Source organism: Sphingomonas sp., from assembly GCF_031361285.1.
Lineage (GTDB): Bacteria > Pseudomonadota > Alphaproteobacteria > Sphingomonadales > Sphingomonadaceae > Sphingomicrobium.
Genome location: NZ_JANMCO010000105.1, coordinates 36,154 through 60,317, shown reverse-complemented (window position 1 = coordinate 60,317; position 24,164 = coordinate 36,154). Strand labels below are relative to the sequence as shown.

Here is a 24,164-nt window from a genome sequence, read left to right as displayed (position 1 = left end):
CCGATGGACGCCAGAACCCTTCCCGAAGACCTGATTCCGCCCCAGCACAATGCCACCCGACGCGAGGACTACCGACCGCCCGACTGGCTGGTGCCCGAGATCGCGCTCGATTTCGCCCTCGATGCCGCGGCGACGCGGGTCCGCGCCACGCTTACTGTCACCCGCAACGGCGCTCACGACCGCCCGCTGCGCCTGGACGGTGACGGCCTGGCCACGCTCAACGTGTCGGTCGACGGCGGCGGTGCGCGCTGGTCGATGGACGGGCCGGCCCTGGTCATCGCAATCGACGGCGACCGCGCGACGATCGAGACCGAGGTCGAAATCCAGCCCATCGCCAACACCAAGCTGATGGGCCTCTACTCGTCGGGCGGCGGACTCTACAGCCAGTGCGAGGCCGAGGGCTTTCGCCGCATCACTTTCTTCCCCGACCGGCCCGATGTGCTCAGCCGCTACCGGGTGCGGATGGAAGCCGCAGCGGCGGCGTTCCCGGTGCTGCTGACCAACGGCAATTGCGTCGATTCGGGCTCCGGCGACGACGGCCGCCATTGGGCGCAATGGGAAGACCCGTTCCCCAAGCCTTGCTATCTGTTTGCGTTGGTCGCCGGCGACCTCACGCCCAACCGCGATACCTTCACCACCATGTCTGGCCGCGCCGTCGAACTCGCCATCTGGGTCAAGCAAGCCGACTTGCCCCGCACCGCCCATGCGATGGACAGCCTGAAAGCAGCCATGGCGTGGGACGAGCGCGTCTACGGCCGCGAATATGACCTCGACCAGTTCAACATCGTCGCGGTCAGCGATTTCAACATGGGGGCGATGGAGAATAAGGGTCTCAACATCTTCAACTCGGCCTATGTCCTGGCCGACCAGGACACCGCGACCGACGCCGATTTCGACGGCATCGCGCGGGTTGTCGCCCACGAATATTTCCACAATTGGTCGGGCAATCGCGTCACTTGCCGCGACTGGTTCCAATTGTCCTTGAAGGAAGGCTTCACGGTTTTCCGCGACCAGAGCTTCTCGGCCGACATGGGCAGCGCCGCGGTCAAAAGGATCGAAGACGTGCGCATGCTCAGGGCCGTCCAATTCCCCGAGGATTCGGGGCCACTCGCCCATTCAGTGCGGCCCGACAGTTACATTGAGATTTCGAACTTCTACACCGCAACGATCTACAACAAGGGCGCGGAACTGATCGGCATGTTTCATACATTGCTCGGACCCGAGAAATTCCGCGCCGGGACCGACCTCTATTTCGATCGCCACGACGGCGAGGCGGCGACCTGCGACGATTTTGTCAAAGCGCTCGAGGACGCGAGCGGCGTCGACCTGTCCGCGTTCAAGATTTGGTACAGCCAGGCCGGCACGCCCAAGGTGACGGCGCGGCTCGATCATGACGCCGACGCGCGGACCGCGACGCTGCATTTGGCGCAGACCGAATCGCCGACGCCCGGCCAGCCGGACAAGCGTCCGATGCCGATTCCCTTGCGGACGGCGCTGATTGGCGCCGGCAGCGGCGGTGAGATTGCACCCGAACGCCTGATCATCCTCGACAGCGCCAGCCAGAGCATCCGGTTCGATGACGTCGCCGAACCGCCCTTATTGTCGATCAACCGCGATTTCTCGGCCCCGGTAATCATCGCCGCCGAGCGGGGTCCCGACGAGCTTGAGCTTCTTGCCCGGCACGACAGCGATGCCTTTGCGCGCTTTGAAGCGATGCAGGAACTGATGCTTGGCGCGTTGATCGCGGCGACGCGCCGCGAGCCGATTGATGCGGCGCCACTGGTCCGGACAATCGGCAATATCCTGCAGTCCAATTCGCTCGACGCGGCGTTCAAGGCCGAAGCGATCCTGCTGCCATCCGAAAGCAGTATCGGCGAGCGCCTAAACACCGTCGATCCCGACGCGATTCATGCGGCCCGCGAGCAACTGCGCGCGACCCTCGGCGCTGACCTTCGCGACGCATTGCTCCGGGCGCGATCAATCGCCGATGCTCCGGGCGGCGACCTCGGCGTCACCGCCAAAGGCGTCCGCCGGCTCAAGAGCGTGGCGCTGGGATTGCTCGCGGCAAGCGATGCCAAGGAAGGGGCGGCACTCGCCAAGGCGCAGTTCGATGCGGCTGACAATATGACCGATCGCCAGGGCGCGCTGGCGGTGCTGGTGTCGCTCGACCAGCCCGAACGGGTGGCGGCGCTGGATGCGTTCTACGATCGCTTCAAGGACGACCCGCTAGTGATCGATAAATGGTTTGCGTTGCAAGCATCGGCGCAGCGGCGCGAGACGATTGACGAGGTCGAGCGCCTGGCGACGCACGCGGCGTTCACCCTATCGAACCCCAACCGCCTGAGATCACTCGCCGGGACGTTCGCTGCCAATCAGTGGGCATTTCATGACGCGTCAGGGCGCGGCTACCGCTTTGTCGCCGACATGATCCTTGCCGCCGACAAATTGAACCCGAGCACGGCGGCCCGGCTGGTCCCGCCGCTCGGCCGCTGGAAACGATTTGACGCGGCTCGTGCCGCTTTGATGCGCGCCGAGCTTGAGCGGATCGTTGCTGCCCCGAGATTATCCAAGGACGTCTACGAACAGGCGTCCAAAAGCCTTGGCTAGCGCCTAGCGCCCGATCCATTTCGCGGCTTCCAGCGCGACCTGGTTGGCCGCCTGGTTGAGCGCCGGGCCGACCGTCGCCGCGTCACCACTGGCCGGGACTTGCGCCTCGAACCGCCGGGTTTCCACCCGCGCTCCGCCGCCGGTGGTGAGCGCGCCGTCGAAGCGAACGATCACCGCCTGCGCCGCCGCGTCATAGCCAAACTGGAACAATTGCCCGGATACCACCACGCCAGGGTCGAGGGTCGCCTGCTTGGGGTCGAGTACGACTCGCCCAGTGGTCCGCCGAACGGTCTCCGCGAGCAGATCCTGGAACAGGCGGTCGGGCGTATCGACCCATTGCAGATCCTTGACATAGGCGACCTCGGTCGCGCTGACCCGCGCCGGAACGCGGATCGTGCGAATTTCCTTGGCGACGATCGGCAGCGCGATGGTTACCGCCTCGCCAGCGCTGGAGGAGCGGCTGGAGTCGCTTGGCATCGGCGCTTCGGCGGTCAGCGTCAGCAAGGTTGCCGGCGCCTTGCCGCCGCCCATCAGGCCGCCCAGGCAGGCGTTCAGCGCCGCCGCCAAGGCGATTGGCAAGGCAAGTCGCAGCGGCAGCTTCATCAGCGTTTCCTTGGCTTGTAGTCGGGCAGTTTCTGGGGTCCGAGCGATCCGCCGATCCCGCTTTGCTCGAGCCGCTCGGTGAAGCCGCGCAGCGACGTCGTCAGCTCGCGGAGGTCGCGGACCATGCGATTGGCTTCAGGCAGCGTCGACTTGGTCAAATTCTGCACGCCGGGCCGGGCGTCGGTGACCATCGCGTCGAGGTTTTCGGCGGCATGCTGGACCGCGGCGATCGCCTTGCGCATATCCTCGGCGGCGGGTTTGCCTTGCTCGTTGACCAGGCGATTGGTGCTGTCGGCGAGCAGGCCGACATTGTGGGCGGCGATGCCGGCTTCCCGCGCCGCCGTGCGGGCATCCTTCATCGCGTCGGCAAGGTCGGGTGCGCGCTCGGCCAGGACCTTGGTCGTCTTGTCGATATTCTCGAGAATGTCGGCGATCGAATTCTGGTTCTTGTCGCTGAGCATTTCGGTCAGCCGCTCGGTCAGCCGCTGGATGCGGTCGATCAGCTCCGGTGCGCTATTTAGCAACGCACCAAGTCCACCCGAGCTCGACGGGACGACCGGGCAGCCCTGCGGTCCCGGCGTATTGATCGGGCGGCCGCCCTTGACCGCGCCGGTCAGCTGGATTTCGCTTACCCCGGTGAAGCCGACGCCCTTGATTTCGGCCGTCGTGCCTTGCAGCACCGGCGTTTCGTCATCGACGTTGATCCGCACCCAGACGAATTCGGGGCGGTCGGGAAGCAGCGAGATTTTCTCAATCTGGCCCACTGGAACGCCGGAGAAGGTCACGGCGGAGCCTTTGTTCAAGCCGCTTACCGCTTGGGCAAAATAGATGTCGAAACAGCGAGTCTTGTTGTTCGACAGCCCGGCCAGCCAGACGGCGAACAGCAAAAGCCCCGCGAGCATCGCGAGGACCACTGCACCTACGAGGACATGATTGGATCGCGTTTCCATCAGGCTTCGACTGGTTCCTTGTGGCTGATTGCCGCGGAGCGGCCGCGTGGCCCGTTAAAATATTCTTGAATCCAAGGGTGGTCCAAAGCCATTAGTTCCGGAATCGTCCCAACTGCTATTACTTTCTTGTCGGCCAGCACCGCAACCCGGTCGCAGATCGTATAGAGTGTGTCGAGATCGTGGGTGATCAAAAACACGGTCAGGTCGAGGCGTTGCTGCAGCGAATGGATCAGCTCGTCGAACGCGGCGGCGGCGATCGGGTCGAGCCCGGCGGTCGGCTCGTCGAGGAACAACAGCTCCGGATCCAGCGCCAGCGCTCGCGCCAGTCCGGCGCGCTTGCGCATCCCGCCCGACAGCTCGGACGGATATTTTGGCCCGGCGTCGGGCTCGAGCCCGCTCATTGCGATCTTGAACGACGCGATTTCGTCGAGCAGCGGGGGCTTGAGGAAAGGGAAATATTCGCGAATCGGGACTTCGACATTCTCGGCGACGCTGAGGGTCGAGAACAGGGCGCCGTTCTGGAACAAGATGCCCCAGCGGCGGCGGATGTTCTTCGCTTCGTCTTCGCTGCGGTCGATCATATTCTCGCCGAGGACGGTGATTTTCCCGGCGTCGGGCCGCTGGAGGCCGATGATCGATCGCATCAGCACCGATTTGCCGGTACCCGAGCCACCGACCACACCGAGAATCTCGCCGCGAAAAACGTCGAGATCGACCCCATCATGAATGACCTGATCGCCGAAGCTGTTGTGCAGCCCGCGCACGGAGATGATCGGCTTGCCCGTCATTTCCACCCGATCGAACTGAAAAACACCGCGAACACCGCGTCGAGCACGATTACCAGGAAGATCGACTGGACCACGGCGGTGGTCGTGCGCATCCCGACTTCTTCGCTATTGCCTTGCACCAGCATGCCCTGGAAGCAGCCGGCCAGCGCGATGATGAAGCCGAACACCGGCGCCTTGATGATGCCGATGTAGAAATCGGTCATCGGAATCACTTCCTGCAGCCGCTGGATATAGGTCAGCGGCGGGATATCGAGCACCAGCCAGACGAAGATGCCGCCGCCCAAAAGCGACATGATCATGGCGAAAAAGGCCAGCAGCGGCATCATCACGACGCTGGCGATCAGGCGCGGAATGACCAACGCTTCGATCGGCGACACGCCAATAGTCCGCATGGCGACGATTTCCTCGGTAATCTTCATCGTCCCGATCTGCGCGGCGAACGCCGAGCCCGACCGACCGGCGACCATGATCGCGGTCATCAGCGTGGCCAGCTCGCGCACCGAAATGCGGCCGATGAGGTTGATGGTGTAGACCTCGGCGCCGAACTGGGCGAGCTGGACCGCGCCTTGCTGGCCGATGACCACGCCGATGAGGAAGGTCATCAGGCCGATGATCCCCAGCGCGCGCACGCCGACGACATCGAACCGCTGGATGATGGCGTTGACGCGAAAGCGCTTCGGTCGCCGGATGAGGTTGGCGAACGCCATCACGGTCGCGCCAAGAAAACCGAGCAGGCCGACCAGCGTCTGCCCGATTTCGGACATCCACGTCCCCAGCTCGTCGAGCATGGGGAAGAAACCGCGTTCTTCCTCGGGGTGGACCTGGACTGGCTTGTCGGCCTCCGCGACTTGCTCGAGCAGGCTCATTTCGCTCGCGCTGGCGCCGACGATCCTGGCCTTGCGATCACGGATCGCGCGGTGGATGATCCACGCCCCGACCGTGTCCATCCGCTCGATTTTGGACAAGTCGATGGTTAGCGGGTCGGATAGCGCGTCGATTTCGCGGGCAGTGGTGGCGGCGCGGGTGATCGTCAGCGCGCCGGCGACGCGATAGGTGTCGCCTGCGCCGTCCCTCGTTTGCCGAGACTCCGCGGGGATTTCTTCCTGACCGGCCATTGGCGCAATTTAGTGCGCGAAATCCCAAGCTTGGGCAAGTCCGGGGCCGAGGTTAGGGCCGGCCAATGGCGTGGCTTCCCTGCCGCCGATCTCCCCTTTATGCGCGTTGGCCTATGCCGACCGAGCCGCCAATGCTGTTTGTCCCCGTCGGGTCCAACTCCGCGCGATTGTTCGGGATGGGCGCCCAAGCACGCGCGTGCCGGCTGGCATCGAACGCCGGGTTTGACTGTGCGGACTTGGTCGAGTCCGGTCGGGCTATGCTGATCGCCAGCCTCGATTACGCGTGGGACCCGGCGTGGCTGAACGCGATGGCAGCGCGGCCGGCGAGCGTGCTGATCCTCGCTGGAAAGCCCGTGCTTGCCCACGTCCCGGTCGGTGGCCCGGCGCCTGCCATGATTGCCGAGGCGATGGTGCGAGGCGACCTGGCGGCTCTGGACCGGCTCGAACCCATCGCCGCTGAAACCTTCGAACTTAGTTATGCCGCATTGCGCAAGCGCGAACGGCCGTTCGTGATGGTGCTCGACGCCGCCAATCCCGAAGTCGTCGAACAGGCTGCTTATGATGCGGCGTACCAGGGCGTGACCGATGCGCTGACCCTATACCTGTGGCGCAATCCCGCGTTCCATTTGACTCGTTGGGCGGCCGAAGCCGGCCTGTCCCCGAACATGGTCACGGCCGTGGGCGCCATGCTTTGCTTGCTCGCTTTCTGGCTGTTCTGGGGCGGGCATTACTGGCTCGGCGTGGCGTCGGGCTTCGCTTTCATGTTGCTCGATACGATCGCCGGGAAGCTCGCGCGCTGCACCGGCACGTCGTCGAAATGGGGCAATGTGTTCGACCACGGCATCGACCTCATTCACCCGCCCTTCTGGTGGTGGGCGTGGATTCACGGGCTCGCCACCTACGGCCGGCCGTTGGAGCCGATCTACGCGACCATGCTGCTGTGGGCGATTGTCGGCGGCTACGTCGCCCAACGTCTGATCGAAGGCATTTTCATGCGCCGTTTCGGCGGCATGCACATCCATGTGTGGGAGCGGATCGACAGCCGCTTCCGGCTGATCACCGCGCGGCGTAACCCCAACATGGCAATTCTCGTTGCCGCTATGCTGTTCGGCCGCCCCGACGTCGGTATCAAGCTCGTCGGCCTGTGGACGATTGTCTCGGTGATCTTTCACGCGGTCCGGCTGGCGCAAGCGAGCGTCAAGGCGGAGCGGGGCGAACCAATCGTCTCTTGGCTGGCATGAGCGGCTGGACGGCCGTCCTGCTCGCCGGTTCGCGGCCCGGCACGGATGCCTTCGCGCAATCCTACGGCACCGATTTGAAAGCCCTGATCCCGGTTTCGGGCGAACCAATGGTGCGCCGCCCGGTCATGGCCTTGCTGGCGGACGAGCGGTTCACCGCGATCCGCGTACTCACCCAGCAGCCCGAGCGCATCGCCGCCGTACTGCCGGCCAATCCGCGGCTGACGGTCGAGCTTTCGGGCGACACGATCGCGGCGACGCTCGACGCCATCTGCAATGATCCCGCGACTGTCTGGCCCTTGCTGGTCACCACCGCCGACCACGCCCTGCTCGACCAGGGCATGATCGAAGATTTCTGCGACCGCACGGGGCAAGCCGACATCGCCATTGCTGTCGTCGAGCGCACCGCCTTGCTCAAGCGGTTGCCGGCCACGCGGCGGACCTGGATCCGCTTTCGGGGCGGGGCCTACAGCGGCGCCAACTTGTTTATGCTCAAGTCCTCAAAGGTCGCCCCGGCGATCGCGCTGTGGCGTGGTGTCGAACAGGATCGCAAGATAGGGTGGCGGCTGCTGATGGCGATGGGTCCGACGCTGTTCCTCGGCGCAGCCTTGCGCCTGCTGACGCTTGACCAGGTGCTGCAGCGCATCGGGCGCAAGCTCGACCTCGACGTCCGCGCCATTGCAATGACGGACCCGCTCGCCGCGGTCGACGTTGACAAGCCCGACGACCACCGCCTGGTCGAAGCGATATTGGCAGGCAGCGCATGAGCGATCTGGCGATCTACGACCTCGACCGCACCGTTACGCGCATCGGCACCTACACGCCGTTCCTGATCCATAGCGCGTTGCGACGCGCACCGTGGCGGCTATTGCTCCTGCCGATCACGGCGGCGTCGATGCTCGGCTATGCGGCCAAGCTGATCGACCGTGGCAAGCTCAAGGAAATCAACCACTGGCTCCTGCTCGGGCGGTCGATCCACCCCAAGGATTTGAAGCCGCTGGTCGACAGCTTCGCCGACGCCACCCTCGCCCGCAACATTCGCCCCGGCGCGCTGAAAGCGATCGCCCGCGACAAGAAGGAAGGCCGGCGGCTGGTCCTCGCCACGGCATCGTACCGGCTCTACGCCGACGCGATCGCTAAGCGTTTGGGCTTCGATGACGTCATTGGAACGGGCTCCGTAATTGGCCTCGACGAGCGCCTGCGGTCGCGGATCGAAGGCGAGAATGCATACGGCGAGGCGAAATTGCGGATGATCGCCGCCTGGGTCGAGAAATCGGGTCTCAAAGGCAAGCACGGCCACGTCCGCTTCTATTCCGACCACGCCTCGGACGCGCCGACCTTTGAGTGGGCGGACGAACCTGTGGCGGTCAATCCCCATGGCCCGCTGCAGCGCCTCGCCAAATCCCGCGGCTGGGCGATCGAAGACTGGGGCTAAACAGCCCTTAGCGCATTCTCGAAATCGGCGATCAGATCGTCGGCGTCCTCGACGCCGATCGAGATGCGCACCAGATTGTCGGTGATGCCGAGCGCCTGCTTGCGCTCATCGGGCACGGATAAATGGGTCATCGCGGCGGGCGCGCTGGCCAGCGTCTCGGTGCCGCCGAGGCTGACCGCCAGATTGGCGATGACGAGGGCGTCGAGGAACGCGAATGCCTCTTTCTCGCCGCCCTTAAGGTAGAGAGAAAACGTCGATCCGGCGCCGGTGCAGTGGCGGTTGTAAATGTCCGCCTGGCGCGAACCTTCCTCGAGAAAGCCCAGATAGACGACGCTATCGACCTTGGGATGATCGCGCAAGAACGCGCAGATTTTCGCCGCGCTTTCCCCCGCGCGGTCCATGCGCAGCTCGAGCGTCTCCAGGCTCCGGAGCAGCATCCAGGCGGTGTTGGGATCGCAGATCGTGCCGATGGTGTTGCGCATCATCCGCACCTGGTCGATCAGCTTTTGCTTACCGACCAGGCCGCCGGCGACGAGGTCGCTGTGCCCGCCGGCATATTTGGTCAGGCTGTAGATGCTAAGGTCGGCGCCTTGGGCGAGCGGCTTGGCCCACAACGGCCCGAGGAACGTATTGTCGATAGCGATTGGCGGCAGGTCATTGGCGCCGAACGCAGCGTTGCGGGAGGCCGCGACGGCTTCGACATCGACCAGGACGTTGGTCGGGTTGGCCGGGCTTTCCAGATAGATCAGCGATACCCGCCCTTTGGCCTTGGCGGCGGCGATGACCGCATCGATCTCCTCGCGCGTCGCGCCAGCCGGGAAGTCCAGCCACGACACCCCGAACCGGCCGAGGATCTTGGCGATCAGTGTTTCGGTCGCCGCATAAAGCGGCCCCGAATGCACCACGACGTCGCCCGGTTGGACGAACGTCAGCAGCAGCGTCGCAATCGCCGACATCCCGCTCGAAAACGCCAGCGCATCGTCGGCGTCTTCCCAGATCGCCAGCCGGTCCTCGAGGATTTCCTGGTTGGGCCCGTTGAAGCGCGAATAAACCAGGCCCTCGGGGCCGCCGGCACGCTTGCCAGTGACGCCTTCGAAGAAGCGTTTTCCGGCGGCCGCATTTTCGAACACGAAGGTCGACGTCAGGAACACCGGCGGCTTCAACGAGCCTTCGCTCAAGGCCGGGTCGAAACCGTATCCCATCATCAGCGTCGAGGCGCTCAATTTGTGATTGCCGATGCTGGTCGGGGTGGGCTTGGGCGTCCGTCGCGTGGTCGCGCCGCTGGTGTCGTCTTTGGTGGGCAAGGTTTGTCTCCTGTACGAGATACCCCTTAGACCCAGTCCCACCGGCGCGGCTAGGACGGGCTTGGAGCGCGGTCAACTATTGCGGCACGGCGATGCTGCTCAGCTGCCGGCCATAGTCGGCTTCGCCGCGGTGGGTTGAGCGACGGTAGCTGTAGAAGCGGTCGGCATCGACGTAGGTATCGAGACTAAGTGTTTCGACGCTGGTGATACCGGCCGCCGTCAGTCGGGAGGCGACATAAGCCTCGAGGTCGAAGTGCGGCCTGTCTGCCGGGCCGCTGGCGAAGAATTTCTCATTGGCGGAATCCACCTCAAGAAATCGCGCGCGGAACGACTCATCCACTTCATAGGACGCTTGCCTGATGCACGGACCGACTGCGGCGGCGATCCGCTGGCGTTTTGCGCCCAGCTTTTCCATCGCCACGATCGCCGAATCGGTCACACCGGCGAGCGCGCCGCGCCATCCGGCATGGGCCGCGCCCACCACGCCGGCTTGCGCATCGGCCAGCAGCACCGGCGCGCAATCGGCGGTCAGGATGCCAAGCAACAGGCCCGGCCGATCGGTGACCATGGCGTCGGCACGGGGCCGTTGGTCCTGCGTCCACAATTGCTCGACCTCGACGACCTCGGCCGAATGAATTTGGTGCACGGTCGCCAACCTTGCACCAAGCAGCACGGCGGCAACCGCCCGCTTGCGGTTCTCGGCGATTGCTGCGCGGTTATCATCGCTGCCGTAACCGACGTTGAGGCCCGCCAGATCGCCCGTCGACACGCCGCCGCGACGGCCGAGGAAGCCGTGCGGAAAGCCGCCCAGATTGGCTGCCTGGATCACCTCGACGGTCATTCGTCAAAACCCGCGGGTGACGGCCAATTTGCCGAGTGGATCGCCATCACTTTGAACAATTCGCCCATCGCATCGGCGTCGCACAGGCGCGCCCGTTCCGACGCAATTTCCTGCCCCCGTTCCGGATGGGCTTCAGCAAGGGCGGCGGCGCGGGCGCCGATCCCAAGTCGTTCGAGCCATTTGCCTTGGCACACGACCCGGGTCACCTTGATGCTGCCGATGGATGCCGCCTTGGCCAGCGCCTCGAAATCGACATGCGCGGTGAGGTCCTGTTCGCCCGGGTTGGCCAGCACGTCGGAGTAGCGATGGCTGCGGACCGCCTGGAGTGTCTCGCCGAGGCCCGTCTTCACATGGCCGTAATCGATGATCAGGGCAACACCGCCGCGGACATCGAGTTGCGCGCCGATTTCCCAGGCGACGGCGTCCCGAGCCGGCGAATCTTCGCGGATTGCGCCATTTACGTCGAATTCCAGCCGATCGCCTTCAAACAGGATTCGGCGCTCTTTTGCGCCAACCCACTGCCGGATTGACAGCGCGTCGAAGAATTCGTTGGCGACCAGCAGCAGCGGCTGGCCCGCGGGGATGGTGACCAGGCTGTCATGCCAATCGGCTTGGGGATGCCGCCGCCGTTGGGCGTCGCGCAATAGCGGACTAGTTTCGACAAAGTGCACGGCGCCCGCGAATCCGGCATGTCGCAGCACCCGAAGCGCATCGGCGGCGAGTGTGCCGCGACCGGGGCCTAGCTCGACGTAGGCCGCGTTCGGCGGCGCGCCCGCCCGCAACCAGCAATCAGCCAGCACGCCGCCGACGATTTCGCCGAACATCTGGCTGATCTCCGGCGCCGTGGTGAAATCACCCGCCGCGCCCAGCGGATCGCGAGTCGCATAATAAAGCGCGTTGCACAGGCCCATATACTGCTCGACGCTGATCAGGCCCTGGTCGCGAATCATCGCCACCAAACTGTCGCGAAAGGCGCTCAGGCGACGCTCGCCGTGCCCACCGTCGGCTCGACCCGCACCCGCCGCTTGGCCGCCGTCAGCATCAGGAAAAGGCCGCCGAAGATCATCGGCAGCGACAGCCACTGTCCCATGTGCAGGCCGGTCGCCGCGGCAAAACCGACGAGCTGCGAATCTGGCTCGCGCACATATTCGAGGCCGAAGCGGAAACAGCCGTAAAGGAAGATGAAAGCGCCAACGAGCTTGCCCGGCTGATAACGCGCGTCGGTCTTCCAGAACATCCACCACAGGATGGCGAACAGGACGATGCCTTCAAGCCCGGCTTCGTACAGCTGGCTGGGATGGCGCGGCGGGCCCAATATCGAGTCGCCGGTAATCGCCACTTCGGGGAAGCGGACCGCCCATGAGACGTTGGTCGGCGCCCCCCACAGCTCGTGGTTTACGAAGTTCGCCAGGCGGCCGAAAAACAGGCCGAACGGGACGCAGCAAGCGACATAGTCGTGCAGCCTCAGCCACGGCAATTTCTCCTTGCGGGCCAAGTAGATAATGCCAAGCGAGGTACCGATCACGCCGCCATGGAATGACATGCCACCGTCCCACAGCTTTAAGATGTCGATCGGATGCTGGAGGTAATATGCGAGGTTATAGAACAGGACATAGCCGATGCGACCACCCAGGATGATACCCAGCGCGGCGTAGAACACGAGGTCATCGCCATGGCGGCGGGCCATTGGCGCGCCCGGCTGCTTGAGGAGTTTCAACAAATACCAATAGCCGATGAAAATGCCGGCGAGGTAGGCGAGGCTGTACCATCGCAACTCGAAGAAGCCGAGGTTGAGGGCAACCGGCGACAGGTGAAGGTCGGTCCAGGCGATGGCCTGGTCGGAACTGGCAGCTTGCAAGGACTTCCCCCTTGAGGTTCAGCGCCTCATAAGATGCACTGCCGCAAAGGGCAAAGGAGCGCTTGTAAGCCAATGCCAAGCGAACTCGATAGCAAGTTCGATGCAATGCTGGGCAGCATCATCGGCCCCGGCGGGCGGCTGGTAATCGAGTACGATGCCAAAGGTCGGGCGATCGCCGGCAACTTCCCGGGAACCGTGCCCGGGCTGCTGCGGACTTTCTGCGCGCTATATCCTGATCGGGAAGCCGTGATCGCGGGTGACGAGCGGCTGACCTTCGCCGATCTCGACCATTGGTCGGATGCAGTCGCAATGGGTTTGGCGGCGCGCGGAATCGTCAAAGGCGACCGAATCGGCATCGCTATGCGCAACTGCCCGAGCTGGATCGTCGCCTACATGGCGATCATGAAAGCCGGCGGAGTCGCGGTGCTGCTTAACGGCTGGTGGCAAACCCACGAGCTCGATCATGCGATGCGCCTGGTCGAGCCGAGGATGGTCATCGCCGACGGACCGCGCGCCAAGCGAATCGAGAGTGTCTGCGGCGCGTGCGAAATTCAGTGCCTTGAGGTCCAGCTGCCGCTGGCCGAAGCGCTTGAGCCCTTGCTGCCGGTCCCAGGCGTGGAACCGGTGCTTCCGGGCGTCGCCCCGGAAGACGATGCGACAATTCTCTTCACCTCCGGTTCGACCGGCGACTCGAAGGGCGCATTGTCGACCCACCGGGCGGTGACCAGTGCCACTTACACTTACGCCAGCGGCCTGATGACCCTGCTCGGCTTGCTGACCGACGAGGGGCGGCCGCCGCCGGTCCCGCGGACCCTGCTCAGCGTGCCCTTGTTCCACGTCACCGGCGAAGTGCCGGTGATGCTCAACAGTTTCGTTGTCGGGCGCTGTATGGTGGTGATGCCCAAGTGGGACGCGGTCGAAGCGCTGCGGCTGATCGAGCAAGAGAAGATTACCTACTTCGTCGGTGTGCCGACTATGAGCCTCGAGCTGATGAACCACCCCGACCGCCACAAATATGATTTGTCGTCGATGACCGACATCACCGCCGGGGGTGCGCCGCGGCCCGTTTCGCACGTCGAGCGGCTGCAGGATGAGTTTCCGCACGCCCGCCCGGCGCTCGGTTATGGCCTCACCGAAACCAATGCCGTCGGCTGCAGTAATTTCTGGGGCGGCTATGCGGCCAAGCCCGCGTCGACTGGCCGGCCGCAGAAACCGATGGTGGAGGTCGCCATTCTTGGCGCTAATGACATCCATCTGCCGGCGGGGGAACGCGGCGAGGTTGCGATCCGCGCCGCCGCCAACATCAAGGGCTATTGGCGCAATCCCGCTGCGACCGAAGCGCTGTTCACCGCTGACGGCTACGTGCGTACCGGCGACATCGGCTATCTCGATGAGGACGAATATCTGTTCATCGTCGACCGAAAAAAAGACATCATTATCCGCGGCGGCGAAAACATCTCCGCGGCCGAGGTCGAAGCCGCGTGCTACGCCTGCCCCGATGTTGCCGAAGCCTCGGTATTCGGCATTGCCGACGATCGGCTGGGTGAAGTCCCCCTGGCCATCATCCACGTCAAGGCGGGCAGTGCGCTCGACGAGCCTGGCTTGCGCGCGTTTCTCGCAACGCGGCTGGCCGCGTTCAAAGTGCCGGGGCGGATGATTTTTTCGGCCGAACCGCTGCCGCGCCTCGGCACCGGCAAGATCGATCGGGTCGCGCTGAAGGCCCAGTACGCCCGTTGAGAGAAGCACTGGCAAGCATCGACCGGCGGACGCTGCTGATTGGCGGCGGCATCGGCATTGGCCTGGTTGTTGCGTTTGCCGCCTGGCCCCGGCACCTCGCCAGCGACCTGGCGACGCGGAACGGTGAGCAGGCGTTCGGCGCGTTCCTCAAGATCGGCCACGACGGGCGGGTGACGGTCGCCGTGCCGCAGGTCGAAACCGGGCAGGGGATTTGGACCGCGATGCCCCAAATCGTCGCCGATGAACTGGGCGCGGCGTGGGAAACGGTCGCGGTCGAGCCCGCGCCGCTTGGTTCGGAGTACGCCAATTCGCTTGCTGGCGAGGAGGGCTGGCTTGACGGCATCGGCCGCCTGCGCCGCTGGAAAATTTCGGACGCCATGCGGATCACTGCCGGGTCGACCTCGGTCCGCGCATTCGAACGGCCACTCCGCCTTGCTGGCGCCACGGCTCGCGCCATGCTCATTGCCGCCGCCGCCGAACGCTGGGACGTTCCAGTCGACGAATGCGATACCGCCGACGGCTTCGTGCTGACAAAGGCGCGGACCTTCACTTTCGCCGAACTCGCCGAAGAAGCCGCTGGCCAAAGCCCGCCGTCAGACCCGCCCCTGCGGACCTCGCCCAAAAATCGCCTCATCGGTCAGCCATTGCCGCGCCTCGATTTGCCGGCGAAAAGTGACGGCAGCTTTCGCTTCGCCGCCGACGTGCGCTTGCCCGACATGCTGTTCGCGTCGGCCCGCATCGCCCCGCCCGGCGGTCGCCTCACCGGCTTTGGGCGTCAAAACTCGGCGAATTTTATCATTCGAAACCAGTGGCTTGCGGTCGCAGCCGACAGCTGGTGGGCCGCCGAACGCGCCCTCCATGCATCGAACCCCCATTTTTCCGCTCCGGAATCGCCATCCCGGGATGGCATTCTTGCCATGCACCAGCAGCTCCTTGAATCGGGCGACGGCAGCAATTGGTTCAGCCGCGGCGATTACGATTCGGCGGTCGAAGGTTCGCGTCCTTTGTCCGCCACCTATTGGGTCGCTCCAGCGCAGCATCTCGGGCTCGAGCCATTGACCGCCACCGCGCGTTTCAGCGGCGACCATCTCGAAGTTTGGGGCCCCTCCCAGGCACCCGACTTCGCCCGCGCCGCGGCCATCAAAGCTGCCGGTCAGGACGCGTCGGAAGTGACGCTGTATCCGATGCCGGTCGGCGATTCCGCTGGTCGCGCCATGGAAGCCGACGCCGTCGCTATGGCGGTTGATCTCGCCCGCGACCTCAAGCGGCCGGTTCAGCTCAGCCTGTCGCCCAGCAGCTCCCAGAACCACGATCGCGTGGCGCCGGCCGCGCTAGCCAGAATGACCGCACTTCCCGGTGCGGGGGGCATTACCGCCGCGTGGAAAATGCGCGTCGCCATCAGCGATGGACTCGGATCGGCATTCCGACGGTTCGCCAGCGAGGCCGCGACGACTGCCCTTGGCCGCACCGCGCTCGACGGCGCCATCCCGCCCTACGCGATTCCCGACGTCAGCATCGATGCCGTGCCGGTCAAGTCGCCCTTCCCAACCGGCTATCTGCGCGGCCACCCGCAGCGCGCGATGACGTTTTTCACCGAGAGCTTCATCGATGAGCTAGCCCACGCGGCGGGTCTCGAACCTTTGGCGTTCCGGATGACGTTGCTGGGCGGCAATCCCCGGCTGGCGCGCTGCATCCAGGCCGCGGCATCTGCGGGCGACTGGGACGGCGGCGCGCGTGGCAGCACGCTCGGGCTCGCCGCTTGCTCGGCCTTCGGGTCGCACATCGGCCTGATGGCCAATGCGACCATCGGCGCCGATCAGGCTGTCGAGGTGCATCGGCTGGTCGCCGCGGTCGATTGCGGACGGATCGTCAACCCGCAGCTGGTCCGACAGCAGATTGAGGGTGGGCTGATCTGGGCGCTCGGCCTGGCCAACGTCCGCGAGCCCGATTGGGCGGCTGGGATGCCCCGCTCGCGGCCCCTGGGCGCAATCGGCTTGCCGCGGATCGCCCGCACGCCCGAGATTCACGTGCAGCTAATTCCCAGCCGCGCTGCGCCCGGCGGCGTCAGCGGCCTTGGCGTCGCGTTACTCGCACCGGCAGTCGCCAACGCGATTTTCGCCGCGACCGGCAAAAGGTTGCGCAACCTGCCGTTCGACCCGACATCTGTCGGGTGACTGCGCCGACCGATCATCCGCCAATCCAGCCGCCGCGAATCGGCGTGCTGTTGATCAATCTTGGCACGCCCGACGCGCCAGAGCCGGGCGCGGTGCGGCGTTATCTTGCCGAATTCCTGACCGATCCGCGAGTGATCGAAATACCGCCGTGGTTGTGGCGGCCGATTCTTCACGGCATCGTGTTGCGGACGCGCCCGGCCAAGTCGGCACACGCCTATCGCCAAGTGTGGACCGAAGAGGGCTCGCCGTTAGCGGCGATCACTCGCCGACAGGCGCAGGCGCTACAGCAGCTGCTTGGCGACGTCGTCGTCGTCGATCATGCGATGCGCTACGGCAATCCCGGCATCGCTGGCGCTATTGAACGAATGACCGCCGCCGGTTGCAGCCGCATTCTCGCCGTACCACTCTATCCGCAATATTGCGCGGCGACGACCGCCAGCGCCAACGACGCGTTGTTCGCCGCGGTGGCGTCGATGCGCCGGCAACCGGCGCTGCGCACGCTACCGCCTTATCATGACGACCCGCACTACATTGACGCGCTGCGCGAAAGTCTGACCCGGCAATTGGCGACGCTGGATTTTGGGCCGCAGCGGCTGTTGCTGAGCTTTCACGGCATGCCGCAACGGACGCTTGAGCTTGGTGATCCCTATCACTGTCATTGTCAGAAGACCGCGCGGCTGCTGGGCGACGCGCTTGGCCGTCCGGTCGACGTTGCTTTTCAGTCGCGTTTTGGCCGCGCCAAGTGGCTCCAGCCAGCGACCGACGCGACGCTCGCCGCTTACCCGAGCCAGGGCGTCCAGCGAATCGCCATCGCCGCGCCCGGATTTTCAGCCGATTGCCTCGAAACGCTGGAAGAGCTCGGCATCCGCGGCCGCGACTCATTCCTCGCCGCCGGCGGCACGCATTTCGCGCGGCTCGATTGCCTCAACGATTCACCGACGGGCATGACCATGCTGGAGCAACTGGTCACCCGCGAACTTGAAGGATGGCGCTCACCGACCTAAGCGCGTCGGCTTCAGCATTGGGAGAAGATTCATGGCTCGAGTGGCAATCGTCACCGGCGGCACGCGCGGCATTGGCGAAGCGATCAGCGTCGCGCTCAAGGATATGGGCATGCAGGTCGCCGCCAATTATGCCGGCAATGAGGAACGTGCGAAGGCTTTCACTGAGCGCACTGGTATTCCCGCTTATAAATGGGACGTCGCCGACCACGCCGCCTGCCAGGCGGGCGTAGCCAAGGTCGAAAGCGAGCTCGGGCCGGTCGACGTGCTGGTCAACAACGCCGGCATTACCCGCGATTCGACGATGAAGCGGATGGACCACGACAAGTGGCAGCAGGTCATCGATACCAATCTCGGCGGCTGCTTCAACATGGCCAAAGCGGTGTTCGAAGGGATGCAGACGCGCGGCTACGGGCGGGTCGTCAACATCGGCTCGATCAACGGCCAGGCCGGCCAGTACGGCCAAGTCAATTATGCCGCCGCCAAGTCGGGCATCCACGGATTCACCAAAGCGCTGGCGCAGGAAGGTGCGCGCTCGGGCGTGACCGTCAACGCGATCGCGCCCGGCTACATCGACACCGACATGGTCGCTGCAGTTCCAGAGGATGTGCTGGCCAAGATCGTCGCCGGCATCCCGGTTAAGCGACTCGGCCAAGCAAGCGAAATCGCTCGTGGCGTCGCGTTTCTGGTCGCCGAAGAAGGTGGCTTCATCACCGGGTCGACGCTGTCGATTAACGGCGGGCAGCACATGTATTGAGATGGAGGCGGTCGGTTACGGATCTCCGGTCAAACGCTCGGTATTGATCGCCGGTCATCCGACTTCGATCAGTCTCGAGCCGATTTTCTGGCGCGCATTGGAAGAAGCAGCCCGGGAGCGCAGCCGGCCGGTTAATGCGCTCGTCGCGGAGATCGATGCCGCGCGGATCGCGGCGCAATCGCCGCCAAATCTGACTTCGGCGATCCGCCAGTGGTTATTTGCCCGCGCGCTCGGCGGCTGACAAAATCGCCTGGGCGAATTCCGCACCGGCCTCCGGCGCGTAATCCAGGAACAGCGCGGGCTCGATCAACTCCAACTCCATGATCAGGAGCTCGCCATCGGCACCGACGACAATGTCGACGCGGGCATAGGTTGACGCGGCGGGGGCAGCCGCCAGGGCGGCCCGCGCGAGCGCTTCCGAGCCCGGCGGCGGATCGCAGCGCTGGATGATGCCGCCATATTCGGGTTGGACCCGGAATTCGCCGCTTTTGGGGACCTTGCTCAGCGCGTGGCTCAACACACCGTCGAACAGGATCAGCGAATATTCGCCCTGGTCGAGGATCCCGGCCACCCATGGCTGGACCATCATCGGCCAGCCCCGCACAAGCTCAGGCAATTCGTCGCCGGCTTGCAGCCGGAACGTGCCGTAAGCGCTGGCTGAAACCGGCGGTTTGACGACCAATTCATTGCATCCGAACCGCGCCCTGGCCGCCTCGAGCGCCTGCTCATCAAGACTGTCCACAGCGAGCGTTGGGACGGTGGGAATGCCTTTCTCGCCAAGCTCGGCAAGATAGACCTTGTCGCTGTTCCAATTGAGGAGCGGCACGGGGTTGGCCACGGGCAGGCGCTCCCGCTCCAGCCGATCGAGGAACGCGCGCCATTCGGCATAACGCTTATGATAACCCCAGGCGACGAGCGGCAGGATGAGATCGAATTGGGTGAGGTCTTTTGGGTCGGTCCATGGCACCGGCTCGACTGCGATGCCCGCTTCGATTAGCGCGGCCGCCTGGGGGTCATAAGCCCACCGCCACTCAACCGGATAATCCGGATCGGGAACCAGGAAAGCGACCCTCACCTTGTCAGCGTGCCAGCAGGATCCGTGCCTGGTTGGCGATTTGCGCCAGCATTGGGGCGCTGACATGCCCTTCGGCGCGGGCCCGGGTGAGCAATTGGCGGAATTGCGCAATCCTCGCGCCTTGGCTGGCGACCCATTGCTCGACAGCAACATCAGGCTGGCTCGAGCGACGGTGAGCGAGGAAGTCGATGCGGAGTTGCTCGAAATCACGCGCCAGCCCGGCCGTGAGCAGCCGCTCCCACTGATTGCTCGGCACGAAGCGCGCGACTTGCTGTTGGGCCCAGTCGAGGCCCAGGGCTTCGCCGAGCTTGGTGTAGGCGCTGGTCAGCTTCAATTCGTCGACCTTGCGGCGCGCGGCCAGCGCGGCGATCCCGAACACGCCGTCCAGCTCGAACAGGCGGACCAGGCCGCGGACGATTTGCTCGCTGGCGCCAAGGTCAATCAGCCGGTCTCGCCGTGTCGCCGCTTCATTGCGCACCTCGATTCGGATCAGCTTGGTGGCGGCGGTGGCGATCTTGCGGACACCGGGTTCGAGCAGCTTGCACAGCGCGCTAACCCGCGTTTCTCCGCCGGTCGAACGAAGGATGTCCGACAAGTGCGACCGGATGCTGCTCGCAGCGATCGAGAACAGCTCGATGCGCACGACTTCCGGCAGCGGCTCTTGGTCGATCTCGGCCCATAATTTGTCGAGGTCGAGCAGTCGCTCGGCGACCAGGAAGGCCGAGATTACCTGACCCAGTGACGCGCCTTCTTCCTCGGTCAGGTCTAGCGCGATGCTCGGCCCGAGTCGATTGACGAAGCGGTTGGCGGCCTTGGTGCCGAGAATTTCATGGCGCAGGCGATGCGCCCTGATCGCTTCGGCGTGCGGCTTGCGCATCGGCTTGGGGAAAGCGTCGAACAATTGCGGCTCGAGCAATTTGTCGTCGGCCAGGTGCAGCAAGTCCGCCGCATCCTCGAGTGCAATCTTGGACAGCGACAGCAAGACCGCGAGCTCGGGCCGAGTCAGTCCGCGGCCTTCCTGAATGCGGCGCAACAATTCTTCGCTGCTGGCGAGGCCTTCGACCTTGCGGTCAAGCCGTCCTGCGGTCTCGAGCAATTCGATCGTGCGCACGTATCCCGGCACGGCGATGGCCCCGCCGCTTTCGGCGATCGAAAGAGCGAGGCTCTGTAGGCGGTTATCCTCGAGAACGATTTCCGAGACCTCGTCGGTCATTCGCGCGAGCAGCGCGTTGCGCTTGGACTCGGACAATCGCCCATGCAGCATCTCGCGATTGAGCGGGATCTTGATGTTGACCTCATTATCCGAACAATCGACGCCGGCGCTATTGTCGATGAAATCGGTGTTGATGCGCCCGCCCTGATCGGCAAACTCAATCCGCCCGGCTTGCGTAATGGCCAGGTTGGCGCCCTCGCCAATCACCTTGGCGCGTAAATCGGCCGCGTCCGCCCGGAGCGCATCATTGGCCGGGTCGCCAACGTCGATGCTCGATTGGTTCGACGCTTTGACATAAGTGCCGATGCCTCCGAACCAGATCAGGTCGACTGGCGCCTTCAATATCGCGTTGATGAGCGTCGCCGGGTCGACATTGACGGCGTCGATGCCGAGCGCCTGGCGCTCCTGCTTCGACAAATGGATCGACTTTTGGGTGCGCGGGTAAATGCTGCCGCCAGGCGAAATCAGCGATCGGTCATAATCGTCCCAGCTCGATCGTGGCAGTTCGAACAGCCGCTTGCGCTCGGCCCAACTCTTTTGCGGATCGGGATTGGGATCGATGAAGATGTGGCGATGGTCGAAGGCCGCGATCAGCTTGATCGACGTCGACATCAGCATGCCGTTGCCGAACACGTCGCCCGACATGTCGCCGCAGCCGACGACCTTTATGGGGTCAGTTTGCACGTCGGTGCCAAGTTCGAGGAAGTGGCGCTGAACGGAAATCCACGCGCCGTGGGCGGTGATGCCCATTGCCTTATGGTCGTAGCCATTGGATCCGCCGCTGGCGAAGGCGTCGCCGAGCCAATATCCACGCTCGAGCGCGATCGCGTTGGCGATGTCGGAGAAGGTCGCAGTGCCCTTGTCGGCGGCAACCACGAAATAGGGGTCGTCGCCGTCGTGAATGACAACGTCACGGGGATGGACCGGCTTGTCGTTGACCAGATTGTCGGTGATCGACAGCAGGGAGCGAATGAAAATGCGATAGCTTTCGGTGCCTTCCGCCAGCCAGGCGTCGCGCCGCACGGTCGGCGGCAACTGTTTGGGATAGAAACCACCCTTGGCGCCGGTCGGAACAATTACCGCATTCTTGACCATCTGCGCCTTCATCAGGCCGAGAACTTCGGTGCGGAAATCATCGCGGCGGTCGGACCAGCGAATGCCGCCGCGAGCGACTGGGCCGCCGCGCAAATGAATGCCCTCGACGCGCGGCGAATAGACCCAGATCTCGCGCCACGGCACTGGGGCCGGAAGCCCCGGCACCAGCGACGAATCGATCTTGAAGGCGACCGCTTCCTGGGCCGCTTCGGAAAAGGCGTTGGTGCGGACCATCGCTTCAACCAGCGCCCGCAGTCGGCGGAGAATGCGGTCGTCGTCGATCGAGCGCACTCGCGACAACGCCTCGTCAAACTTGTCGCGCTGTTTCTTGATCTGCGATTCGCGCCGGGAACCGGCCGCCGGGTCATGCGCGGCAATGAACAATTGAATCAGCGCCGCAGTCGCTTTCGGCGCCCGGCGCAGCGCGTCGACCACCGTCACCAGGCCAAAGGCGCTGCCGGTTTGACGGAGGTAGCGGAACCACGCCCGCAGCCACAGAACCGGCTTGGCGGCGAGGCCGACAAACAATGCCAATTGGTTGAACTCATCATCTTCGGCGCTGCCGCTGAGGACGCAGGCAATCGCGTTCTCGATCTCGCCGACGCGGGCCATGACATCGTCCAGATTGGCTTCGCTGCCGATCTCGAGGCGGAAATCATGGACAAAGCCAAGCGATCCGCCGCCGAATGTCGTGGGCATCTCCTCAAGCACACGGAAGCCGAAATTTTCGAGCACCGGTACCGCATCGGACAGCGGGATAAGGGCGTCCTTGCGATAGGTTTTGAGGTGCAGCTGACCCGGTGGATCCAGTTCCGCGCGCCAGATGCGGACGGATCGAGCATTGTCGTCCTCGAGCTCGCTCAATCGCAAAATATCGGCGGCGCCCTCCTCGGGGCTGGTGCGCGCCCGATAGCTATCCGGAATCGCGTTCAGGTAAATGAGGGTGAGGCGCGTCGCCCGGGCCGGGCCGACGGCCGCGATCAACTCTGCCTCGACCGCCGGGGCCCAGCCGCGGACCATCTCGACCAACGCTGCATCGAGCCCTTCGGCATCGGGCAGGGCGACATCTTCCTCGATATATTGGGTGTAGCGGATAAGCGCGAGGTCGCCGTCACCGAGCTCGACCGACCAGCTGCTCACCGCCGAGCCGACCTCCATCTCCAACATCATCGCGATCGCCGTGCGACGCGATGTGGTCAGCTCCTCGCGCGGCAGCCAGACGAACGAGAACAAATGACCCTTGAGGATACTCCGCACTTGCAACAGGCCAGGTCGCGGCCGATCGGCGAGCGACATCGCCATCATCACCAGCTCGCGCACTGAATCCAGGCTGAGATTGATCAACAGGTCGCGGGGCAGCGAGCCGACCGCGTGGCGCAACGCCTTGCCCGAATGGCCTCTGGGATCGAACCCGAAATCCTTGTCGAGCTGCTCGAGTCGATTCCGCAGCACTGGAACTTCCTCGGCCGCGAGGGTCAGGGCCTGACTAGTCCACAATCCGGCATAGACACCGATGCCGACGATTTTGCCGTCCGCTTTGCCGTCGGCGCGCAACGGCACCACCACCAAGTCGAGCGGCACGCGGCGGTGGACGGTCGACTTGCGCTCCGCCTTGGCCAGCAGCGGCACGTCGCCGCCGCGTTCGAAATAGCGCATCGCCCCGAGGCAGCCGGCATCATCGGTCGGCGGTCCCGGAATGCTGAAGATGCCGAGCGTTTCCGACGGCGGCTCGTGCGGTTTTTCGATATGATAACCGAGCAAGGTCATGGCGCCGCCGGCAAACCAATTGAGCAAGGCTGCGCCTTCGCCCGCTGGGACTTGCGCGGCGTCGGCACACATATTCGCCTGGAGTTCGCGCCAATCCGCCACCGCGGCGCGGACGTCGGCCAGTACCGCGCGCAATTCCTTGGAGAGTTCCTGGCGTCCGCGCGCGTCGGCGCGGTCGAGCTCGATGTACATCATCGATTCGCGCCGAGACGTGTCGCCGCAGAGTAACTCGACTTCGCTCAGCAGCCCATTGCTATCGCGCGTGACGCACATCACCGGGTGCAGCAGGCGATGGATGGTCAGCTGGCGGCCGGCGATGGCGTTGGCAATCGAATCAACCAAAAACGGCATGTCATCATTGACGATGCCGATGCGCATCCGCCGCCGGCCAGCTTCGCCGCCGGTCGATTCGATGGCCAGCGCGATCTCGCCCTTGCGGCGGCGCACGGCGACTCCGGCCAGGAACTCGGCGGCATCGCGTTCGCCTTCGCGGGTAAAACCCTTGGTCTCGCCGGGCAGCGCGTGGCCGGTCAACGCTTTGCGCAATGCCTCAACCAGCGGCTTGGCGAGGCGCGAATGGACCGTCATTTTTCGAACTTGCTCCGC

The 24,164-nt window shown here is 64.5% G+C and carries 19 protein-coding genes; 9 read left to right on the top strand and 10 right to left on the bottom strand.

What is annotated here, in order from left to right; genetic code table 11:
• The first annotated feature begins 3 nt into the window (after positions 1–3).
• Positions 4–2,607 (top strand): aminopeptidase N, encoded by a 2,604-nt coding sequence (gene pepN, locus RMO25_RS09970; protein ID WP_309662453.1) that lies wholly within the window; start codon positions 4–6, stop codon positions 2,605–2,607.
• A 3-nt stretch (positions 2,608–2,610) separates the two neighbouring features.
• On the opposite strand, the gene RMO25_RS09965 is transcribed toward pepN, so the two are convergent.
• The 4 genes from RMO25_RS09965 to RMO25_RS09950 are packed head-to-tail and all read right to left on the bottom strand — an operon-like array spanning position 2,611 to position 6,063.
• Positions 2,611–3,210 (bottom strand): ABC-type transport auxiliary lipoprotein family protein, encoded by a 600-nt coding sequence (locus RMO25_RS09965; RefSeq protein WP_309662452.1) that lies wholly within the window; start codon positions 3,208–3,210, stop codon positions 2,611–2,613.
• Entirely contained in the window at positions 3,210–4,160 is a 951-nt protein-coding gene (locus RMO25_RS09960) for an MlaD family protein (RefSeq protein WP_309662451.1), read from the bottom strand. Before RMO25_RS09960 ends, RMO25_RS09965 begins: the two co-directional genes overlap by 1 nt.
• Complete coding sequence (locus RMO25_RS09955; protein ID WP_309662466.1) at positions 4,160–4,948, bottom strand: ABC transporter ATP-binding protein; 789 nt, start codon at positions 4,946–4,948, stop codon at positions 4,160–4,162. The genes RMO25_RS09960 and RMO25_RS09955 overlap by 1 nt, the downstream gene beginning before the upstream one ends.
• The gene (locus tag RMO25_RS09950; RefSeq protein ID WP_309662450.1) at positions 4,945–6,063 is read right to left on the bottom strand and encodes an ABC transporter permease; all 1,119 of its coding nucleotides are present in this window, start codon (positions 6,061–6,063) and stop codon (positions 4,945–4,947) included. The genes RMO25_RS09955 and RMO25_RS09950 overlap by 4 nt, the downstream gene beginning before the upstream one ends.
• 257 nt (positions 6,064–6,320) lie before the next feature.
• On the opposite strand from RMO25_RS09950, the gene RMO25_RS09945 reads away from it, so the two are divergent.
• The 3 genes from RMO25_RS09945 to RMO25_RS09935 are packed head-to-tail and all read left to right on the top strand — an operon-like array spanning position 6,321 to position 8,736.
• A complete protein-coding gene (locus tag RMO25_RS09945) occupies positions 6,321–7,304 on the top strand; it encodes a CDP-alcohol phosphatidyltransferase family protein (RefSeq protein ID WP_309662449.1) in 984 nt (327 codons plus the stop codon).
• Positions 7,301–8,068: an NTP transferase domain-containing protein gene (locus RMO25_RS09940; RefSeq protein WP_309662448.1), complete on the top strand. Its 768-nt coding sequence runs from the start codon at positions 7,301–7,303 to the stop codon at positions 8,066–8,068. The genes RMO25_RS09945 and RMO25_RS09940 overlap by 4 nt, the downstream gene beginning before the upstream one ends.
• Positions 8,065–8,736 carry an HAD-IB family hydrolase gene (locus tag RMO25_RS09935; protein ID WP_309662447.1) on the top strand — a complete coding sequence of 224 codons (672 nt, stop codon included), beginning with the start codon at positions 8,065–8,067 and terminating at the stop codon, positions 8,734–8,736. Before RMO25_RS09940 ends, RMO25_RS09935 begins: the two co-directional genes overlap by 4 nt.
• Here the strand turns inward: RMO25_RS09935 and RMO25_RS09930 are convergent.
• The 4 genes from RMO25_RS09930 to lgt form a co-directional block, all read right to left on the bottom strand.
• Positions 8,733–10,040: a cystathionine gamma-synthase family protein gene (locus tag RMO25_RS09930; RefSeq protein WP_309662446.1), complete on the bottom strand. Its 1,308-nt coding sequence runs from the start codon at positions 10,038–10,040 to the stop codon at positions 8,733–8,735. The two genes, RMO25_RS09935 and RMO25_RS09930, sit on opposite strands and share 4 nt — an antisense overlap.
• A gap of 76 nt (positions 10,041–10,116) precedes the next feature.
• The gene (gene pgeF, locus RMO25_RS09925) at positions 10,117–10,881 is read right to left on the bottom strand and encodes a peptidoglycan editing factor PgeF (RefSeq protein ID WP_309662445.1); all 765 of its coding nucleotides are present in this window, start codon (positions 10,879–10,881) and stop codon (positions 10,117–10,119) included.
• A complete protein-coding gene (locus RMO25_RS09920) occupies positions 10,878–11,831 on the bottom strand; it encodes an SAM-dependent methyltransferase (protein ID WP_309662444.1) in 954 nt (317 codons plus the stop codon). Before RMO25_RS09920 ends, pgeF begins: the two co-directional genes overlap by 4 nt.
• 26 nt (positions 11,832–11,857) lie before the next feature.
• On the bottom strand, positions 11,858–12,739 hold the full coding sequence (gene lgt / locus RMO25_RS09915) for a prolipoprotein diacylglyceryl transferase (protein WP_309662443.1): 882 nt from the start codon (positions 12,737–12,739) through the stop codon (positions 11,858–11,860).
• 72 nt (positions 12,740–12,811) lie between these two features.
• Here lgt and RMO25_RS09910 point away from each other — a divergent pair, with 72 nt between their 5' ends.
• Genes RMO25_RS09910 through RMO25_RS09890 form a run of 5 tightly spaced genes read left to right on the top strand, consistent with a single transcriptional unit; the run spans position 12,812 to position 18,649 of the window.
• Positions 12,812–14,476 carry a class I adenylate-forming enzyme family protein gene (locus RMO25_RS09910; protein ID WP_309662442.1) on the top strand — a complete coding sequence of 555 codons (1,665 nt, stop codon included), beginning with the start codon at positions 12,812–12,814 and terminating at the stop codon, positions 14,474–14,476.
• A complete protein-coding gene (locus RMO25_RS09905; protein WP_309662441.1) occupies positions 14,473–16,650 on the top strand; it encodes a molybdopterin cofactor-binding domain-containing protein in 2,178 nt (725 codons plus the stop codon). Before RMO25_RS09910 ends, RMO25_RS09905 begins: the two co-directional genes overlap by 4 nt.
• Positions 16,647–17,654, top strand: a complete 1,008-nt coding sequence (gene hemH, locus RMO25_RS09900) for a ferrochelatase (RefSeq protein WP_309662440.1) — start codon at positions 16,647–16,649, stop codon at positions 17,652–17,654. The genes RMO25_RS09905 and hemH overlap by 4 nt, the downstream gene beginning before the upstream one ends.
• 31 nt (positions 17,655–17,685) lie before the next feature.
• A complete protein-coding gene (gene phbB, locus RMO25_RS09895; RefSeq protein WP_309662439.1) occupies positions 17,686–18,408 on the top strand; it encodes an acetoacetyl-CoA reductase in 723 nt (240 codons plus the stop codon).
• Position 18,409: 1 nt separating this feature from the next.
• Positions 18,410–18,649: a ribbon-helix-helix domain-containing protein gene (locus tag RMO25_RS09890; RefSeq protein WP_309662438.1), complete on the top strand. Its 240-nt coding sequence runs from the start codon at positions 18,410–18,412 to the stop codon at positions 18,647–18,649.
• On the opposite strand, the gene RMO25_RS09885 is transcribed toward RMO25_RS09890, so the two are convergent.
• On the bottom strand, positions 18,623–19,483 hold the full coding sequence (locus RMO25_RS09885) for a hypothetical protein (protein WP_309662437.1): 861 nt from the start codon (positions 19,481–19,483) through the stop codon (positions 18,623–18,625). The two genes, RMO25_RS09890 and RMO25_RS09885, sit on opposite strands and share 27 nt — an antisense overlap.
• A gap of 4 nt (positions 19,484–19,487) precedes the next feature.
• Positions 19,488–24,146, bottom strand: coding sequence for an NAD-glutamate dehydrogenase domain-containing protein (locus tag RMO25_RS09880; RefSeq protein WP_309662436.1), 4,659 nt, complete (start codon positions 24,144–24,146; stop codon positions 19,488–19,490).
• Positions 24,147–24,164 lie beyond the last annotated feature (18 nt).

Excerpts from the sequence above, each read along its gene's own strand:
- RMO25_RS09965 (WP_309662452.1), bottom strand. The coding sequence starts at position 3,210 with ATGAAGCTGCCGCTGCGACTTGCCTTGCCAATCGCCTTGGCGGCGGCG.
- phbB (WP_309662439.1), top strand. The coding sequence starts at position 17,686 with ATGGCTCGAGTGGCAATCGTCACCGGCGGCACGCGCGGCATTGGCGAA.
- RMO25_RS09920 (WP_309662444.1), bottom strand. The coding sequence starts at position 11,831 with ATGATTCGCGACCAGGGCCTGATCAGCGTCGAGCAGTATATGGGCCTG.
- pepN (WP_309662453.1), top strand. The coding sequence starts at position 4 with ATGGACGCCAGAACCCTTCCCGAAGACCTGATTCCGCCCCAGCACAAT.
- RMO25_RS09935 (WP_309662447.1), top strand. The coding sequence starts at position 8,065 with ATGAGCGATCTGGCGATCTACGACCTCGACCGCACCGTTACGCGCATC.
- RMO25_RS09890 (WP_309662438.1), top strand. The coding sequence starts at position 18,410 with ATGGAGGCGGTCGGTTACGGATCTCCGGTCAAACGCTCGGTATTGATC.
- RMO25_RS09955 (WP_309662466.1), bottom strand. The coding sequence starts at position 4,948 with ATGACGGGCAAGCCGATCATCTCCGTGCGCGGGCTGCACAACAGCTTC.
- RMO25_RS09910 (WP_309662442.1), top strand. The coding sequence starts at position 12,812 with ATGCCAAGCGAACTCGATAGCAAGTTCGATGCAATGCTGGGCAGCATC.
- pgeF (WP_309662445.1), bottom strand. The coding sequence starts at position 10,881 with ATGACCGTCGAGGTGATCCAGGCAGCCAATCTGGGCGGCTTTCCGCAC.
- RMO25_RS09960 (WP_309662451.1), bottom strand. The coding sequence starts at position 4,160 with ATGGAAACGCGATCCAATCATGTCCTCGTAGGTGCAGTGGTCCTCGCG.
- RMO25_RS09940 (WP_309662448.1), top strand. The coding sequence starts at position 7,301 with ATGAGCGGCTGGACGGCCGTCCTGCTCGCCGGTTCGCGGCCCGGCACG.
- RMO25_RS09950 (WP_309662450.1), bottom strand. The coding sequence starts at position 6,063 with ATGGCCGGTCAGGAAGAAATCCCCGCGGAGTCTCGGCAAACGAGGGAC.
- RMO25_RS09880 (WP_309662436.1), bottom strand. The coding sequence starts at position 24,146 with ATGACGGTCCATTCGCGCCTCGCCAAGCCGCTGGTTGAGGCATTGCGC.
- RMO25_RS09945 (WP_309662449.1), top strand. The coding sequence starts at position 6,321 with ATGCTGATCGCCAGCCTCGATTACGCGTGGGACCCGGCGTGGCTGAAC.